Raw genomic sequence first — 18,935 nt, forward strand, 5'->3', positions numbered from 1 at the left:
AATTTTATGAAAACAATGATTAAAACTGTTGCTGTAGTTTTTGCTACAATGACGATGTCAGTTAATGCATTTGCACAGGAGGCTAAAAAACCTGCCAGTCCTGCAGCTACTGCAACGGGAAAAATTAACGAGGCAACCATTACTATCGCCTACAACAGTCCTTCTGTAAAAGAGCGTAAAGTTTGGGGCGAACTAGTTCCTTACAACAAAGTGTGGCGTGCGGGTGCAAATGACGCAACTACTTTCGAAACAGATAAAGATATTACCGTTGAAGGTAAAAAACTGCCTGCAGGTAAATATAGCTTTTTCTTAATTCCTAAAGAAAGCGGAACCTGGACTGCGATTTTTAACAAAGAACCCAAACAATGGGGCGCTTATAAATACGAAGAAGCTAAAGATGCTCTGCGTGTTGATGTTAAAACAAAAACTTTACAGGCAAAACAGGAAACGTTGGTTTATAAAGTAAACAGCAATGGATTTACTATGGATTGGGATAAAATATCAGTTCCAGTAAATATAAAATAAATGTAATATGAAAAATTAAAATCCCGTTAATCCGGGATTTTTTTTGTTTAAAATCTGATCTTGTATCAAAGAGTACTCTTGTAAATTGCCTTATTGGTATTGAATTGCTTTCACAAAAAACATTTAAAGAAAATGAGATAAAATGATCAGAAAATTCAAATGATGGTATGACAGTTGTAAATACAACACCATACTAACTTAAAAATATTATTATGGACAGTACTAAAACGATATCAGTTTTAAACGATTTATTAAACATCACCAATGACAGAATTCAAGGATTCAGTAAAGTAGAAGATAAAGTGTGGGAAACACACTCACCTCTGAAAAGCGATTATGAACAGATGGTAAGAGAATCCCAAGAAATGAAATCTGACCTCATCGAGCTGATTACTGAGCGTGGAGGAGAGCCTGATGATACATCAACCACAGCAGGAGCAATCCATAGAACATGGATTGATGTTAAAAATGCTTTTGCGGGAGATAATCCTGAAGCAACTTTAGAGAATGTTGTATTCGGAGAAAAGTCAGCGATTGCAGCTTATCAGGAAGCATTACAAAGTGATAAATTGTGTCCTCAAAGTACTGTTGTAGTTGCAGACCAACTAGAGCAACTGAAATCTTCATATAACAAATTTCAAAGTCTGGAAAAAACTACAGACTAAAAATTATATTTTAAAATGTAAATGTATATACATTATATTTTTATTACATCCTTCTGAAATTTCATTTTTCAGGGGGATTTTCATTTTTTGAAATGATTGATTCGACATTACACTCACTTTTAAATTGATAAGGCGAATCTGTGGATACATTACATACTATTTGAAACATAATGTCTTTATTATTAAATTTTTGGCAAACAAATTGTTACAGTTTGTGCGGAGTGAGAAAAATACAGCTCCATATAATTAACCAAATCAAATTTTTATGAAAAATTCAATCTTAACTATGTTGGCAGTTTTTGCTTTAGCAGCTTGTAACAAGAAAGAAACTACGGCAGTTGATAACTCAGCAGATTCTGCAGATATGTCTTTACCTGCCGATTCTCCGATGACGCGTAATGATTCTGCGACAGTATCTAATTCTGGTGTTACCGAAAATACTTTGAACGATCAGGACAAAAAATTTGTTGATGCCGCAGCAAAAGGCGGTATGATGGAAGTCATGATGGGTGAGCTTGCAGCCACTAATGGTACAAATGCTTCAGTGAAATCATTGGGTGCAATGATGGTAAAAGATCACGGAAAAGCAAATGAAGAATTAAAAAAATGGGCATCATCTGTAAATTATACACTCCCAACTTCATTAGATGCTGATCAACAAAAGATGCATGATGATTTGAAAGCGAAAAAAGGCAGTGAGTTTGATAAGATGTACGCAAATCTTATGGTAGAAGATCATAAAAAAGATATCGCAGCCTTCAAGAAAGAAGCTTCAGAAGGTTCTGACAATTCAGTGAAAACTTTTGCTCAGAAAACTCTTCCTACATTAGAACATCATTTAATGGAATCTGAAAAAGTGAAAGCCGCTTTAAAATAAAGCTGTAACATATATCAGAATAATTTAAAAGTCCGTATCACATTATTTGTGTATACGGACTTTTTGTTTTCATCATTTCTGAGCATATAAATAAGATCAGAAATTTGATTTGCCTCTCAGACTTAATGAAATTTTAATTGCTTAATATTTAAAAATTAATTTTTAAGCTGATAAAATTCTTCAATATAATTCATAATTAGATATGATTAACCTCAAAATAAAATGGACAAAATCCTGTTCGGAAGCTTCTCTGTTTATTAATCTGTTTTTATAATCATATGAGCTTAATGTTTTTACCAACTGCTCGTATATATTAAAATCATCTCCCTTCAAACGTACTCTTATATTACCGTCCCTTTTCTTAATGAGTTGATCATCTAAGGTTCTTACTTTTATCAAAACCTCAATCAATTTTGGATTGAAATTCATTTTTCCCATGTATCGTTCGATGATATTAACTTTAAACGAATCGAATAAAATGGTGTTAAATATTATCTTTGAGTGAGGTTCCTGTTTGTGGAGCTCAAGTTTATAATTCATAAATTGTTTGTACTAAAAATGATTGTATACTGGTTTTTGACCTTTTATTTAAAGGCAGAAATATAATAATTCTTTTTTTTAAAAATTATGTTTTAAAACATGTCCGGTTAAATAAGTAATAATTTAGTAATCTCATTCAAATCATTTGTTGTTTCTAATTAAAATAAAAAAAATTACAAAAAAATAATCAAAAATAGTATTTTATTTTTGATTATCAAATATTGAATTAATTTCAATAACTTTTTTATCTTTTTTTGGATATTTTAGAATTGATAATTTTATAGCCATTAAAAATAAAATTTGAAAATATTGGCTCAGGTTTTATTAAAAACTCTTGGCAATAAAATTATAGTTATAAGAAAATGAACTTAATACATATAAAAATCGAACTTAATCAGTTAATTTTTTTATTTTAAGAAGAACATCATCTATATCAAAAGGTTTCGGTATAAATTCATCTGCATTACATACATTAATAACGTTGTCTGCTTTAGCATGAGCGCTGATAATAATGACAGGGATCTTAGAAGTTTCCGGATTTTCTTTCAATTGATTGCAGAGATCGGTTCCTAATCCATCCGGTAGCATGACATCGAGAATAAAAGCATCAGGCAATGCAGATGCGTCTCGTTCATTAAATGCTTTTACGCTTGCAAAAGAGCGTACATCATAATCTTCAAATGATAAGAGCAATTGTAATGCATCTCTGATGCCTGTCTCATCTTCCACGATAAAAATTGTTTTCATACCCATAGCTTGGCAAAAACAAAGCCAATCCATATACTTATAGAAATATTTGAATGAATATGCAGTATATATAATCCATCATTAGATTTTTTTGAAAATTTCAAAGTTTTTTTAATTAAATAGTTGTTTATTAAAATATTTGTTTTACATTTGTCGAATAATAAGGCAGATATCTGTATCTTCTGAAATTTAAGTTTACTTTTATATCAGCATTCACAAGAAGACGTTCAATTTTGTTACTAAGACTTAGGTGTACTACCTTTTAAGATTTTAAACTCTTAAATTAAATTCATCCATATTTTACACAAATAAATTATTATCGTTTTGATTTAAATATCAAAGCAAACGGATTTTAATGATCCAAGAAAAATTAGAATATTCATTAATTAATACATATACAATGCAACAAGGAACAGTAAAATTCTTTAACGATACCAAAGGATTTGGTTTTATTACACCAACAGATGGTGGTCAGGACATTTTCGTACACACTTCAGGTTTAGTAGATAACATTCGTGAAAACGATGTTGTTACTTATGACTTAGAAAATGGTAAAAAAGGTGTTAACGCAGTTAACGTTAGAGTAGCTTAACTTCTGAAGATACTAATCTTCAATCGTGATATAGAGCAGATAATTATTTATCTGCTTTTTTTGTTTAGTGACCAGATTATAATTTAATTGCAGATGACAAATTGTGTCTCCATTGTCGGTATTGATGTTTATTCCCATTCCTGTTTCTCCTTTTTAACTTTGTAATAAATATTTCTTTTATCAGTGCTACCTCAGATATTGCATTTCCTTTTTTAGCAGCATTATCATACCTTTTACTATATATCTTTCCTAAAATTTATCCCAGTAGAGTATAGCAGATCTCAGGGTTATTAAAATTTACCACATTATAATTTAACATGATTCATTTATTAATTTTATTTAATAAAATATATTTTTGTACTGTTTGGTTTTTTAAAATCAATTTTATTTTAATCATTTTTGAGTGATGTTTTATGAGGAATAAATTATCATAATCTAGTTCGTGGCTTTGCAACATAAATTGTATTTGTAATATTTATATTATAATATATCTATTTAAAATGAGTAATAAATTTAATTATGTTGCTACTTGGTTGTTTATAATGTATTATTTATTGTATTTTTGTAATATAACCATTTTAAGGACCAAAGATTTAATGTACACAATAACAAATCAGCTTCATAAAATAGGCTTTAGCATCAATCTGCTAAGTGATATTCTTAAACGAAATAATTATCAGAGAGAATTTAATACTTTAGATTATTACTGTATTTTTATAGTAACCGGTGATTTCAGAATTAAAGTAGCAGACAAGATGTATGATGTACAGGCAGGTAATTCTGTTTTTATAGGTCCTCAGAAGGATGTCGAGTTTGGCGATGTACGGAATAATGAGGTTTATGTGATTGCTTTTTCGTCAGATTTTTATGACCGGTCTACCAAAGACAGTATCTTCTTAAACTCTCAGGTTTTTTTCAATTATCAGTCAGAAATTTTCATTGCGCCCTATTTTGGAAATATCGAATACAATCACATTATGTTAATCGATAGATTATCGAATTTTAAAGATAGAAACGAAAGCCTTTATATTTCTGCAGCTCATAATGCTATAGAAGCGCTAATATTGGATGCCTTTTTGCACATTGGCTGCCCGCAGGCGGAAAATGATGAAAGATTAATGTTTGTCTCGCATGTTAACAGATTTAAGATTTTGCTTCAGCGAGATTTTAAGCATGCCAAAAAAGTTTCGTATTATGCAGATGAGCTTAAAATATCTCCAAGACGACTGACTGAAATGACTGAGTATGTATATGGGAAATCTGCCAAGCAAATTATTATTGAAAAAATAAAGCTCGAATGCGAAAAAGCAATAAAATATTCAAATTCTACACTTTCTGAAATAGCTTATGAAATGGGATTCAATGATGAAGGCAATTTTAGCAATTTCGTAAAAAAGCATACAGGCAAAAAACCATCAGAAATGAGATTGATGTTGGTGTAGAGAATTGTAAAATTGTAATAATCTTACAGAATGCCCGTTTTTTTTATTTGAATTCAAATTATTCCAATAAAATTTAGATATTTTTTTAAATAAAAGCTATGCTATGAATAGTTTATTGCAAATTATGATATTAAATAAAATAGTCCATAATTTTCATTTTATTAATTATTTGGTTTTCGTAACTGTTTCTTAATATAATATGTTTATTGTTTTGGTTTTATGGATGTTAATCATATAATTTTCTAATATTAACTGACTTTTACACGTTTGTTAATTTTCACAAAATATATGTGTTTTTTTACAATTGCTTCTGTTCAAAACTGAGTAATTTTGCAGCCAGAAACTTAGTAGAAACAATAACAACATTTTTTAAATGAAACAATTCATTCTTAGCTCCATAGCAATATTGGGCTTCACAACATTAAGCGCTCAAAATGTAACACTTAACGTACGTCTTAAGCCAATTCAAACACTAGTTGTAAACAATGCTCAAAAAATTGTTAACCTAGATTACGTAACTAAAGATGACTATGCAAATGGTGTTACTTCAGTAAACGCAGATCATTTGAATGTCTTCAGTACTGGAGGTTTTCAGGTAAAAGTAAAAAGTGCCAACGCAGCAATGCAAAACGGAGGTAAAAATATTCAGGCAAACACTATTCAGATTAAAGCAACTGCTGGTTCTGAAGCGGTAACAGGAGCTCAATATTCTCAAAACGTACAATTGTCTGCCAACGAATCTACATTGGTAACATCTACAAATGGTGGAGTAAACAAAAAAATCAGCATCGAGTATAAAGGTTCTGGTGCCAATGCATATTTAGATAATTATATTGCAGGTCAAGATCCTACAGTATATACTACAGAGCTTACCTATACAATCGTAAGTCAGTAAGAATTATCTGATCCAAATTATGAAGTGTCACGATAACTGTGGCACTTTTTTTATTTTTTAACCGTTTCCTATGAATAAAATTTCGTTATTATTTTATTTTTTAGCCATACAATTGAGTGCACAGACCGGTATTTCTGTATCTCCGCCAAGAATTTATTTTGATACTTCTGCGGGAAGCAGCGACACACAGAAAATAACCATCACCAATGTAAGCGCCAAAAATTCTTTAGATCTTGCCGTGAGTCTTGGAGACTGGGAGTATGATGGAGTAGGAGAAAACATCATGCACCCTGCAAATAGTTTGAAAAACTCTTGTGCAAGCTGGGTTTCCGTAAAAAAAACAGATAATTATTTTTCACTCGCTCCCGGCGAAAGAAAGGAACTGGATGTTACCCTTACCGTTCCCGGTGTTGCAAAAGATAATCTTTCTTCACATACTGCATTGCTTTACGTGAGTCAGATGAATCCTGTAGACGATGTTGATACCAAGGGTGCAAATATAAAAGTAAGCATCCGTTCGGGAATAAAGATTTTTCATAAATCCACAGATGCTGTTATCAAAAAAATAGAAATTGAAAATCTGAAGTTTGATCAATCTAAAAATAGTTTGGCTCTGCAATTTCAAAATCAGTCAGCAATTTGGGTAGACGGAAAAATCTCAACAGAGATTATTAATACTACTACCGGAGAAAAATTTTCTGTGGAAGATATTATATTTTATACATTAGCAGGTGATTCCCGAAAAGTAAATTTACCAATCGTAAAAACACTGGCTAAAGGTTCTTATAGTGCTTCTGTGATGATTGATTATGGTGATTCTTCAGCTTTGGAGATTGCCGAATTAAATTTCAATTATGAATAAACTATTTATTTTTATATTCTTATTCATTGGTGCTGTAACTCAGGCTCAGATTTCTTTTACATCCTGGACGAACAGTTACATGCAGATTGATTCTTATAACGGAAATACAAATCCTGATGCCTACACGGTTACTTTTGCTGCAAACGGAAATTTAAACATATCTAATTGGAGGCTCTCTGCAAGATTAAAACAAAACATTACCTCCGCCAACGGTCAGTTTACCATTCCTGCAAACAAAATAGCTTTTCAGCCCATCTCATCTACAGGGCAGTCTTACCCGAATCCTATTCCTTTAGTTTCACAAATAGGAGTTCCTTTAAATGTAATATTGCAAAACAATAACGAAGTTTTTTTAGTTCCTCAATCCAACGCTCCTTTATATAATATGCCGGCTCAGCCGAATGGTTACTATAATCTTCAGTTGAAATTTGCCATTACGGTTATTGGCGGCTCATATCTGGGAAGTTTTCCTGCCTGGACGAAATTTACTGCACCAATAGAATTTACAGCCTACGATCAGAATAATTCCGTTCTTGGGAAAATGAGTCATACCTTTCAGTTTCAGATAGGCAGCATTACCGGTACGCCGCCTGCCGCTGAAGAAATGTCATTAAAAATCAATATGAACGCAGCTAATGGTATTTTGGAATTCAAAAGTATGCAGGATTATAACAACGGTACAAGTGTAACGTATTCCAACGGGCTTGCTGTGACGAGCAATAGTAATTATCAGATCAGAGTAAGGTCTCTTCAAAATGAGCTGATCTCAGCAAACGGAAATACAATTCCTGTAGGAGTAATTCATCTTGTTTTATCACCTCTCAATACCGGCAGCCAGACAGTATTTCCTGTTACATTGAGTGTTACCAATCAGACTTTAGCCCAGGCAACCACTTCGCAATACACATCTTACAGCTATGATATTAAGTATTTTACGGCTCCGCAGGATGAGCGTCTGATCAATGCCAAACCTGAAGACTATTCTACCACTTTGCAATATGAAATTGTACCACAATAAAATCTGTAATGTATTTTTTCAAATCTAAACTGTTATTCAGCCTTGTTTTCTTTTTTTGCTTAAACAGTTTTTTTTATGCTCAAAACATTGATTCTAATGTTGTTCTTGATGTCGAAAATAATTTGACTTCACAAAAATCACGGTTGATGAATTTAGTGGTTACGGTCAAGAATTTAAAACCAGAAACTTTCAAAGGTAAGCTACAGTTTGTGTCTCCGAAAGGATTCAAAAATATCAATGGAGAAGATCTGCAGATTGAGTTGGCTCCAAATGAGATCAGATACATCCCTGTAAAAATCATCATTGATGAAGGTGCTGTAGCGGGAACTTCGGTTATCACTACAAAATTATTCAATCAGGCAGATATTTTAATTGCCCAGAAAAATACTGAACACATGATTGAGATAGATGCAAGTCTTCTCATCAATCCTTTGTCAACTACAATTTACAGATCTTCAGATCAAGAACCTATAACGGTTAAAATAAGAGTTGCAAACACCGGAAACGTCGATCAGGATATAACTTTAGTATGCAAATTTCCCGATCCTTCAGATTCCAATATATTTTTTGAGCAGAATGCAGTGATTTTACCTAAAAAAGATTCTGTTTTCATCTTTACCCATTTACCTTCAAAAAGCTTAGCAAGACAGTCTAATTTTATTGTTAGCATTTCCGGTTTCCGAAATCCGGATAAAGAAATATTTGGTTCCACCACGATAGGAGTACAAAATATATCGAGCAACCAAAAGTATCAGAATCCGGATTTATATAATTTTGTTGAAGAAACTAAAAATCAAATCACAACAAGTTACAGAAAAGTAGGAAAAGATGTAGATATTTTTCAGATTATAGGCTCTGGCGGAGTCAATTTATCTGCAGGATATGTTTTTATGAGAGGAAATATAGCTTTTTTGAATAGCCAAAAAGATCCTTTAGTTACCAATACCAATGTTGTGTTTCGTCAGGGAGGAAGTGAATATATCGTAGGAAGCGTAAATAAACTCCTTGATATGACGCTTGTCGGAAGAGGAGTAGAATACAGTTACACATTTTCTAAACATCAAAAGCTTGAAGTAGGTTTTGTAGATCAGAATTTTAATCTCACAGAGAAAAACAGCTGGCTCAAAAACGGATACGGCTTTTTTACCAAAGGAACTTTACAGTCTAACAACAGCTCACGTAATATTTCAGCAACATATATTTACCGCTATGATCCCTTTGAAAAAGTAAAACACAGCGTTTTGGGAACTGAAGCAAATTATAACTTTAACGAGTTATGGAGGCTGAATGCAAAGCTTAATGCAGGAATAAGTTCTTACGAATCTAAAAATTTCAGTAAACCTTCATTTTCTGCAGAATCTAATTATTCGGGTAAGTTTAGTAATTTTTATCTCAACGGAAATTATTTTTACAGTTCTGATTATTATCCCGGAAACAGAAGAGGAAGTATGCTGATACAGCAGAATATTACGACGCAGATAAAAGAACAGAATCTTCATGCAAATTTTACTATATCAGATTTTTCACCAAAATTTTATTTTTTTAACAGAGAGCAGCTTTCGCAAAACAAAAGGCTGGAAATAGGTAACAGATTTCCCAAACTCAAAGATTTTACTCTGAGTTTATTGTATCAATACCAAGATGAAAGCTCAAACAGCTATAACACTTTTTTGGGCAACTTAGACGATAGAGGGATTAAGCACATAACAGCACATCGTATTATAGAACAATTGTCCTGGGTGAACGCTCCGACAAGACAGACCATTGTGTTGGGAGTTGAGACAGGATTGGTAGAATATCCTATGTCTGAAAGCAAACAATTTCAGATGAAACTCAATGCGAATTACAGTTTTAAAAAGTTTAATGTGAACTCAATTTATCAGTCCGGAAGTTACTATTTATCCGAATACGCATTTTCTGCATTTCTCGGAGAATTTAATTATAAAAAAACAACATTCTCATTTTTCTATAACGACAACTTTATAAAGGATAAAATTACCTTTAGTGCCGGAGTTTCTTACATCAATGATACCGTTTATGGTGAGTCGCCCTCGGCATTTATCAATTCAAAATACAACGGTAAAAATTTCAGTGCTTTTTTAAATTCTTCCTGGTACAATTATTCTTCAGGAAATATCAAGACGAATATCATGACTTTTGAAGTAGGAGTGAGTTTGAATTTGCGGAAAAATGTTTTGGATCCGTCTAAAAAATCAGTCATCAAGGCATTTGCTTTTTATGATAGCAACGGAAATAATCTTTATGATGATGGTGAAAAGCCTGCGGATGAATATATTCTCAATATCAATAGCATTGCATTAAAGACCAATAATACAGGTGAAGCCTCATAACAGAAGTGTACCGTTTGGAAAATATCTTTTAAAGCAATTTATCCAGCAGGGATGGTATTATGATGAGTTAGAATTTAATGTAGATCGCTATACGTACAACCTTAGTGTTCCACTGCATCAGAATGGTTCAGTCAAGGGGAAAGTATCGTTTGATTACAATATAAAAAAAGCGGTAGAGTTTGAACGCCGAGGTTCAGCAATTTCATTCAGTGTTTTAAAAGAAGAGCAGGTTATTCAAAAATTTTACACAAACGAAGAAGGGGATTTTAATTCTTTTCTGCCTACCGGAGAATACACAGTGACATTAAACGAAAATTCTTTACCTACAAATACTTTTTGTGAAGTGAAAAGCCAAAAAATAAAAGTTGCAGCCGGAAAAATAACGGTTTTGCCGGATTTTATTATTAGAGTGAAAGAGAAAAAAGTCAATACAAAAAAGTTTGGGAACTAAAATTCAAACCATTTAATCTTGTCTTTGGTACTGCAATTTGAGAAAACAACGAGATAATTTAGGTTTTTCGGTATCAAAAATTGATATTTTATTTTTTTTCGAATAAAATAAAGTATTATTCAATGTACTTTGTTATCATATTTACTTGTACGGCATTATACATTTTATGTCGTGTTTTTTAAATACATAATCGATTTAAAGTTAGAGATTTGTCATAAAGTTTTCTTTAAAATTACGATAAGCTTATCATATAATATATACTTTATTAATTGTTAAAAATCAGCTTGTAATAGACTGATATTTAATTGATAACATAATTTTCCATTTTTTTACCAATTGAATTTTTATATTTGTAATGTTGCAAAATGTTACTATAATATGAATCCGGATTTTATACATACTTTCGTTTCTGTTGACTGTGTTGTCTTTGGATTTGATCCCGAGAATAAATTAAATATATTATTGGTTCAGCATCATTTTGATGATTCTCAGGCTGAAATGAAGAAAAGATTACCAGGAAGCCTGATCTTTAATAATGAAGATGTTGACGATGCGGCAAACAGGGTGCTTCACGAGCTTACAGGAATAAAAAAGATGGTCTTAAAGCAGTTTAAATGTTATGCAGATCCTTTGCGGGCAAGTAACCAAAGTGATATACAATGGATGGGCAAAGAATATAAACATAATATTGATAGAATCATTACTGTAGCTTATCTCTCTCTTTGCAAAATAGATCATAAAATTAACAGCAACAAATACAGCAACGTAGATTGGTATCCCATTGATAAAATACCGTCTCTGCCGTTTGATCATAACAAGATTATCGCAGAATCGCTCATAGAAATCAGAAAGTGGATTGAGATCGATTTCTCCATTATTTTTGAGCTTCTGCCAAAAAAATTTACAATCAGACAGCTTTATCAACTCTACTGTGCTTTGAGCGAAAAGAAAATTGATATTAAAAATTTTCATAAAAAAGTTTCTTCTTTCAGCTACATCATCCCATTGGATGAGATTGAAAAGAACGTTTCACATCGGGCAGCAAGATATTATAAGTTTGATGCCAAAGTTTTCAAGAAAAATAATTCAAAATTAATCAAATAAACCGTTTCGTTTATGTATTTATTAGGGTACGATATAGGAAGTTCTTCTGTGAAAGTCTGTCTCATTGAAGCATCCAGTGGCAAAGTAATTGCCTCAGATTTTTCTCCGAAAAAAGAGATGAAGATCATAGCGTCTCAACCTGGATGGGCAGAGCAAAATCCTGCTGACTGGTGGACCAATCTGAAACTTGCCCATGAATCTGTTATGCACCACGCAGGAATAGATGCAGAAGATATAAAAGGAATCGGGATTACCTGGCAAATGCACGGATTGATACTGGTAGATAAAGATCAGAATCTCCTGAGACCATCAATCATTTGGTGTGACAGCAGGGCGGTAGTATATGGAGAAAAAGCTTTCAAACAAATTGGAGCTGAAAAATGTCTTTCTCATCTGCTCAATTCTCCGGGAAATTTTACAGCATCAAAATTAGCATGGGTAAAAGATAATGAACCCGAAATTTTTGAAAAAATTGATAAAATAATGCTTCCGGGAGATTATATCGCCATGAAGCTGTCTGGAGAAATAGGCATTACTGTTGAGGGTTTATCTGAAGGTATCTTTTGGGATTTTAAAAATAATTGCATCTCACAGGATGTCATTCAGTACTTTGGAATACCAGAAAGTTTCTTCCCGGAAATTGTTCCTACTTTTTGTATTCAATCAACGGTTTCAGCTGCAGCAGCCAACGAATTAGGTCTGAAAGAAGGCACACCGATCTCTTACAGAGCAGGAGATCAGCCAAATAATGCATTATCGTTAAATGTTTTTAATCCAGGAGAAATTGCTTCCACTGCGGGTACTTCAGGAGTTGTCTACGGAGTTTTAGATCAGCTTGATTACGATAAGCTATCCAGAGTTAATACGTTTGCGCATGTTAACCATAGCGAAGAACAGATGAGATTAGGCGTATTGCTGTGCATCAACGGGACAGGAATATTAAATTCTTGGTTGAAGCATAATTTTGCAACGTCACTTTCTTCTTACGGCGATATGAATGAGCTTGCTTCACTTTCACCGATTGGTTCCAAGGGTTTAAGCATTATTCCGTTTGGTAATGGTGCAGAACGGGTTTTAGAAAATAAAGATACACAATGTTCAATTCATGGGATTAATTTTAATATTCATTCAAAAGGTGACGTGCTCCGGGCTGCACAGGAAGCTATTGTTTTCTCTTACGAATATGGTATGAATATTATGAGAGGGATCGGGATGGATATCAACGTCATCCGTGCCGGTAATGCCAATATGTTCTTAAGTTCTTTATTCAGACAATCATTGGCAAGTGTGAGTGGTGCAGTAATCGAATTATATGATACAGATGGCGCAGTAGGAGCAGCCAGAGCAGCAGGTATGGGGATCGGTTTCTATTCAGACTCTTCCGAAGCATTTGCATCACTTGAAAAAATTTCGGTAATAGAACCGGAACACGACAAAAAAGAGCAGTATACAGAAGCATATTCTAGATGGAAGGATTATCTTAAGAATGAATTAATTTAATATTTTAATGAAGATAAACATTGTTATCTTTGATTTTTAGGATGATAACTCAGTTATTATCTATTAAATTTGATGTTTAAAGAGTGATTTTTCCGAAAGAATTTAAATAATTTATGAAAGATATTAAGCTTATAGTGACGGATATGGATGGAACATTCCTCAATTCTAAACATGAAGTAAGTCCCGAATTTCCTGCAATTTATGAAGAACTGAAAAGAAGAAATATATTATTTGTACCTGCAAGCGGAAGACAGATGTCGGGCATTACCAAATATTTCGGAGAAATAGAAAACGAAATGGCTTTCATTGCTGAAAACGGGGGCTACATGATTTATAAAAACAAAGAATTGTTCGCAGATAAACTTGAAGAACAATATGTTGAAGAAATCATTAAAACGATAAGAGAAATTTCCGATGCGACAGCCGTGATATCAGGGAAGAAAAAAGCCTATTACGAAGTAAAAAATCAGGATTTTGTAGACTATATTGCGCAGTTTTATACTGGAAATCAGAAAGTAAACGATCTTACAGAAACTTTGGATGACAGTATTTTCAAAATCGCGGTATATCATCCGGAAGGTTCTGAGGAAAATTTATATCCAGTCTTAAAACAGTTTGAGAAGTATAATCTTGAGGTGGTAGTTTCGGGTAAAAATTGGCTGGATATTATGAATAAAAACATCAACAAAGGAAATGCACTTGAAAAACTACAGAAAACCCTGAACATTACTCCTCAGCAGACGATGGTTTTCGGTGATTATATGAATGATATCGAAATGCTCAAAAAAGCAGAATATTCTTACGCAATGGAAAATGCGCATCCTTCTGTGAAAGAAGCCGCAAAATATGAAGCTTCAAGCAATAATAAATTTGGAGTTCTTACAACCATAAAAAACTATCTTAACATGAATTAAGATAGTTTTTTTTAATATTTTTGATGGAGGTTATATCAGATATTTTTTTAATCCCTCCATAATTCCCTGCCAAAGCATACTGAAAAAACTTTTGTCGGCTTCTCTCTTTTTCTCAATAACGACGTGATCAGGTTCTCCGGTAGATTCATTTTTTACAAACCAGTTGGCAACTTTTGAAAGTAGCTTTCTTTCGTTACCTTCTTTATTCAGAAAATTCACATACATTTCATCGTACTTAAAATAGAAATTTCCTGCAATACCGGCATTGCTTCCATAATAATCAAATTTAAGGTAATCAATATTTCCGTCTAATGTTACATTCAAATAAGGTCTTACAAAAAGATTGACATTGTCTGCAGGCAACTTCAGAATTTTTCCGTTGATGGTGAATTTATCCTCAAGATTCATCACATCAAATTTCCAATTCACTTGAGTATCAGCTTTTTCATAAAAAGCAAACCTTGCATCAGCATTAATCACAGTAGGTCGGCCTTTGATTTTTCCGTTGTTCACATTTGTGATGTCAATTCCGAATTTGTCAAATGTAAGCTTCCCAGGAATATTACTTTTTTCGGCATTTTCTTCATATTCTAAACCTGAATTTTTGATAGCAACATTTTTTACAAACATCGGCATCTTCATCCCTCGGAGTTTTTTGCTGAAAAGATATCTCGCATCCGTATCATCGGGTGGTGCCAAATCGTGATAAATATTACACTGTAAGCCATCAATGTCGACTTTACTAATGTCAATTTGTTGATTCTTAAATAGTTTTGAATTAAAATCTGTGATTCCTATTTTTTTAACGGTAATCGTATACAAATCACTCTCTTTAGCAATCACTTTGCTGAATCCTGCTCTCGAATATTTAGGAAGATACTGTAAATCTTTAATTTCAGTCTGTTTTCCTGAATTTTTCAGATGACCAACCTTTAGTGTGTAATATTTGCCTGCATCTAAAAAGACTTTCTGAGCAGCTATAAGATGACTTGAGAAATTGATTGGCAAATCTTTTTTCAATTGTTCATTATTTGAAACAATATTATTTAGCTGAATATCAAATTTACCAACGGATAATTTTTCTTTTCCTAAACTTGTTTGTGAAATTTTACCATTTGAAATTTTAATAAAACCTAGTTGAGCGTTGAATTCCGGAGTTTCAGATTTTTCTTTTTTCTGTTTCGATTTTTGAGTTGCAGAAATTACTTTAATATCTGGAGTTTTGATTTCCAAACCGTCAAATTGAATATTCAGTTTTTGCCCGATGTATTTTGTTTTATTATTATTGATTTTAATTTCATCCGTAGTCACGTTGAATAAATCTTTATGAGCGCTTTTTCCCAAAGCAATCATTTGAAATTTTTCAATAATAATGTTTGAATTTCTAGAAGATATTTTTTGAATTTTCAACGCCTGCAGATTGCTGGCTTTAAAATAAATATGGTCCGCCTCAATATCATGGTTGGTAAATCTGAAAGGAAATTTTTCTTTTACGGTATTTTTATCAAACACAATATCGGTAAGCTTAAAATTGAAATTATCAACAGACGCCGTTTTCTCTTTGTTAGCTTGCATTACTGCAATTTTACCTTTCTGAAAGTCGATGTTTTTCAACCCGATTTTCATTTCAACTTCTTTAGGATTTTTATTTTGTTCAACTGTATTTTTCCCTGTTGAAGTTACTTTCAGATCAGGACTTGTAAAAATAATATCAGAAACGATCAAAGAATCTTTGCTGATGTTAAAATCTTTTGCCACAAGACGTTCAGATGCAAAATCAAAAACATTCTTTGCATTGTATTTTTCTGCTTTCTGAATAGGCTGAAGGTGAAATTTTCTGAGATCTAAAGTTTTATTGGCAGCAGTTATTTTTTCTGCATTGATCTGGTAAAATTCATTCACTCCGATATGAACATCGTTGGCATCAATTTTAAATTCTTTAAATGCCAATGGAATTTTTGCTTCGTTGTCATTCTGTTCAATATCTTTTAATCTGATATTGATGTCTTTACCAGTAAAAACGGGTTTTCCTTCAGCATTTACAATGTCGGCAAATACATTACTCAGCACTATATTATTGATATGGAGATCCGTTTTTTTTGTCGCTTTTTTCTCCTTTTCAGACTTGGGAGCCAAACGAATTTTCACCTTAGAATCTGTAAGCAGAAACTGATCGGCATGATAAGATTTGTTGAAAACAGCTTTCCAGATACTGAAGTCTGTCAGCTCAACTTTTTTTATATTACCGTCAATCTGTGTAATTTTTTTATCATTAGGATTTTTAGTCGAAATCTTAAGATCGGTTGCAGAAAAATGTCCGGATATTAAACTTAAATCAAAGTTTTTCAGCTGTAATTTATAAGGTGTTTTTTCATTTACTAAATCAGGCAATTTTCTTTGAAGGTAAAAATTCAGAGCAAAGGGAAAAGCAATTATTAACGCCAAAATTCCTAATGCTATAGAAATAAACCATTTTTTTCGGTTAGATTTCTTAACGGGCTCGTTTTGTTTCATCAATTTTTTTGTTGAGATTAAGTTAGTTAAACAAAACGTATTCCAATTAGTATAAATATGTTTATCAGTATTCAATTATGAATAAATATAATGAAATATTTGCATATTGAAAACTTACATTGAAAAATGATGAATATTTGATATTTTTTAAATAAAAATTTAATTATTTACATATTCATAGCATATAAATCTCTTGTTAACATAATGCTGTGATTTTATTATTTTTTTTGTTCTTTTGCAGATTGTTTAAGAAAATCAAAAAATTACATGTCGAAGTTTGATGAGATAAGGTCTTATGATGATGCAGAAGTCAATAATGCGGTGCAATCTATAGTTCGTCATCCTATGATGAAAGCATTGATGGGCTTTACCTTTCCGGATACTGATGAGGAAATTTGGTCATCTCAGTTAAAAGAAACATCGTCAATAAAAGATTTTCAGACAAATTTTATTTCGCAAACCATCAGAAAAATATTAGAAATCAGTTCTCAGGGTTTAACGCATTCTGGATTTGATAAGCTGGATAAAAATACTTCCTATCTTTTTATCTCCAATCATAGAGATATTGTTTTAGATACCTCGTTGCTGAATCTGATTTTGCTGGAAAATGGTCATATCATGACTTCTTCTGCGATAGGAGATAATCTTGTTCAGCAGACCTTCCTGCACAAATTGGCAAAGCTTAACCGTAATTTTTTGGTACAAAGAGGTTTGCCGTTGCGTGAGCAGCTCAAAAGTTCTAAACTTCTTTCAGAATATATTTGCCAGCTTTTGTCAGACAATCGTTCAGTTTGGATTGCGCAAAGAGAAGGTCGTACAAAAGACGGAAATGATGCAACACAACAGGGAATCCTGAAAATGCTTGCAATGGCAGCCGAAGAAATTCCTTTAAAAGAGTTTTTTAAAAACTTAAGAATTGTTCCTCTTTCAATTTCCTACGAATATGATCCTACAGACGTTTTAAAAATGCCTCAGCTTTTGGCAAAACATCATGATACAACGTATGTTAAAACAAAGGATGAAGATTTTAATACCATGATGAGCGGGGTTTTGGGACAGAAAAAACGCATCCATCTTCATGCATGCGATGTTTTAGAATCAGAGTTTGATCATGTCTTTACCGAATTTAATCACAGAAATAGGCAGTTGCAGGCTGTCGCACAAATAATAGATGATTGTATAATTCAGAATTATTATTTGTGGCCTACCAATTACATTGCCTACGATTTGCTTCAGAAAACAGACCAGTTTGCACACAAATACACTGAAAAGGAGAAACAGCTTTTTGAAAGAAGGCTCGAAATGCGCATTGATGTATCAGATCATATTTTGAGGGAAGGGTTTTTGGCAATGTATGCCAATCCGGTGATCAATAAAATGAAATATGATCATCATTCATAATAGAATATCATTATTCTTTTTCTTTTTTAAAGCTTACCACTTCATATAAATCATCTTTGCAATATTTTTTACAGCTCTCATCGTCAAATTTTTCCGGATTTTTCATAAAATCTTCAATATACTTATAGCTGTCATCGGTATTGGCGGGTGCGATGGTAATATGGTAAAGTTTTAAGATAGATTCGTCAGCAGTTGCAATCGATTCTTCTTTGTGTTTTAAGGCTTCTGTATAATTCATTTTTATATTTTTATATTTTTATATTTTACTTAAAGAACAAATTATGCCAAAAATACAATTGAAGTGACCAGATATTGATTTTAATGTTATCTAAACTGTATTCATTTCAATTGTAAGTATTAAGTTGACATAGATTGTGGTATTTTAAAAATGAAAATGATTAAATTATTGATTGTTTAAGATTAAAATAATATTTATTATTTATTTTCTTTTGTATTGATTTATAAGTTGAATATTCCTAAAATAATCCTGTGATTTTTGAAAATTTGTAAGTATTTTTGATGTTTATCCAAATATGA

Annotated in this window: 18 protein-coding genes; 14 read left to right on the plus strand and 4 right to left on the minus strand. The window is 32.3% G+C overall.

What is annotated here, in order from left to right:
* Window positions 1-6 precede the first annotated feature (6 nt).
* From ACZZ9T_RS11205 to ACZZ9T_RS11215, 3 genes are all read left to right on the plus strand, one after another.
* Complete coding sequence (locus ACZZ9T_RS11205; protein ID WP_463442159.1) at window positions 7-525, plus strand: DUF2911 domain-containing protein; 519 nt, start codon at window positions 7-9, stop codon at window positions 523-525.
* Between the two features lie 212 nt (window positions 526-737).
* Window positions 738-1,190, plus strand: coding sequence for a ferritin-like domain-containing protein (locus ACZZ9T_RS11210; protein WP_463442160.1), 453 nt, complete (start codon window positions 738-740; stop codon window positions 1,188-1,190).
* A 265-nt stretch (window positions 1,191-1,455) separates the two neighbouring features.
* The gene (locus tag ACZZ9T_RS11215) at window positions 1,456-2,067 is read left to right on the plus strand and encodes a DUF4142 domain-containing protein (RefSeq protein ID WP_463432158.1); all 612 of its coding nucleotides are present in this window, start codon (window positions 1,456-1,458) and stop codon (window positions 2,065-2,067) included.
* A 180-nt stretch (window positions 2,068-2,247) separates the two neighbouring features.
* Here ACZZ9T_RS11215 and ACZZ9T_RS11220 read toward each other — a convergent pair whose 3' ends face one another.
* Together ACZZ9T_RS11220 and ACZZ9T_RS11225 are read right to left on the minus strand one after the other, a co-directional pair.
* Window positions 2,248-2,607, minus strand: coding sequence for a prevent-host-death protein (locus ACZZ9T_RS11220; RefSeq protein ID WP_463442161.1), 360 nt, complete (start codon window positions 2,605-2,607; stop codon window positions 2,248-2,250).
* A 390-nt stretch (window positions 2,608-2,997) separates the two neighbouring features.
* A complete protein-coding gene (locus ACZZ9T_RS11225) occupies window positions 2,998-3,336 on the minus strand; it encodes a response regulator (protein ID WP_463432162.1) in 339 nt (112 codons plus the stop codon).
* 418 nt (window positions 3,337-3,754) lie between these two features.
* On the opposite strand from ACZZ9T_RS11225, the gene ACZZ9T_RS11230 reads away from it, so the two are divergent.
* From ACZZ9T_RS11230 to ACZZ9T_RS11275, 10 genes are all read left to right on the plus strand, one after another.
* Window positions 3,755-3,946 (plus strand): cold-shock protein, encoded by a 192-nt coding sequence (locus tag ACZZ9T_RS11230; protein ID WP_262988999.1) that lies wholly within the window; start codon window positions 3,755-3,757, stop codon window positions 3,944-3,946.
* 596 nt (window positions 3,947-4,542) lie between these two features.
* The gene (locus ACZZ9T_RS11235; RefSeq protein WP_463442162.1) at window positions 4,543-5,388 is read left to right on the plus strand and encodes a helix-turn-helix domain-containing protein; all 846 of its coding nucleotides are present in this window, start codon (window positions 4,543-4,545) and stop codon (window positions 5,386-5,388) included.
* Between the two features lie 373 nt (window positions 5,389-5,761).
* Entirely contained in the window at window positions 5,762-6,283 is a 522-nt protein-coding gene (locus tag ACZZ9T_RS11240; protein WP_463432170.1) for a hypothetical protein, read from the plus strand.
* A gap of 70 nt (window positions 6,284-6,353) precedes the next feature.
* Window positions 6,354-7,145 carry a fimbrial biogenesis chaperone gene (locus tag ACZZ9T_RS11245; RefSeq protein WP_463442163.1) on the plus strand — a complete coding sequence of 264 codons (792 nt, stop codon included), beginning with the start codon at window positions 6,354-6,356 and terminating at the stop codon, window positions 7,143-7,145.
* Window positions 7,138-8,163 (plus strand): hypothetical protein, encoded by a 1,026-nt coding sequence (locus ACZZ9T_RS11250; protein ID WP_463442164.1) that lies wholly within the window; start codon window positions 7,138-7,140, stop codon window positions 8,161-8,163. The genes ACZZ9T_RS11245 and ACZZ9T_RS11250 overlap by 8 nt, the downstream gene beginning before the upstream one ends.
* A 146-nt stretch (window positions 8,164-8,309) precedes the next feature.
* Entirely contained in the window at window positions 8,310-10,514 is a 2,205-nt protein-coding gene (locus ACZZ9T_RS11255) for a COG1470 family protein (protein ID WP_463442165.1), read from the plus strand.
* Window positions 10,501-10,965 carry a hypothetical protein gene (locus ACZZ9T_RS11260; RefSeq protein ID WP_463442166.1) on the plus strand — a complete coding sequence of 155 codons (465 nt, stop codon included), beginning with the start codon at window positions 10,501-10,503 and terminating at the stop codon, window positions 10,963-10,965. The genes ACZZ9T_RS11255 and ACZZ9T_RS11260 overlap by 14 nt, the downstream gene beginning before the upstream one ends.
* Window positions 10,966-11,343: 378 nt before the next feature.
* Complete coding sequence (locus ACZZ9T_RS11265) at window positions 11,344-12,069, plus strand: NUDIX hydrolase (RefSeq protein WP_463442167.1); 726 nt, start codon at window positions 11,344-11,346, stop codon at window positions 12,067-12,069.
* 12 nt (window positions 12,070-12,081) lie between these two features.
* Window positions 12,082-13,569: a xylulokinase gene (locus tag ACZZ9T_RS11270; protein ID WP_463442168.1), complete on the plus strand. Its 1,488-nt coding sequence runs from the start codon at window positions 12,082-12,084 to the stop codon at window positions 13,567-13,569.
* A gap of 113 nt (window positions 13,570-13,682) precedes the next feature.
* On the plus strand, window positions 13,683-14,483 hold the full coding sequence (locus tag ACZZ9T_RS11275) for a Cof-type HAD-IIB family hydrolase (protein WP_463442169.1): 801 nt from the start codon (window positions 13,683-13,685) through the stop codon (window positions 14,481-14,483).
* Window positions 14,484-14,513: 30 nt separating this feature from the next.
* On the opposite strand, the gene ACZZ9T_RS11280 is transcribed toward ACZZ9T_RS11275, so the two are convergent.
* Entirely contained in the window at window positions 14,514-16,997 is a 2,484-nt protein-coding gene (locus ACZZ9T_RS11280) for an AsmA family protein (protein WP_463442170.1), read from the minus strand.
* Window positions 16,998-17,264: 267 nt separating this feature from the next.
* Here ACZZ9T_RS11280 and ACZZ9T_RS11285 point away from each other — a divergent pair, with 267 nt between their 5' ends.
* Window positions 17,265-18,398, plus strand: coding sequence for a 1-acyl-sn-glycerol-3-phosphate acyltransferase (locus ACZZ9T_RS11285; RefSeq protein ID WP_463442171.1), 1,134 nt, complete (start codon window positions 17,265-17,267; stop codon window positions 18,396-18,398).
* A 10-nt stretch (window positions 18,399-18,408) separates the two neighbouring features.
* Here the strand turns inward: ACZZ9T_RS11285 and ACZZ9T_RS11290 are convergent, their stop codons facing one another.
* Entirely contained in the window at window positions 18,409-18,636 is a 228-nt protein-coding gene (locus ACZZ9T_RS11290) for a hypothetical protein (RefSeq protein WP_463432180.1), read from the minus strand.
* Between the last annotated feature and the right edge of the window lie 299 nt (window positions 18,637-18,935).

Source organism: Chryseobacterium sp. AC417, assembly GCF_979258215.1.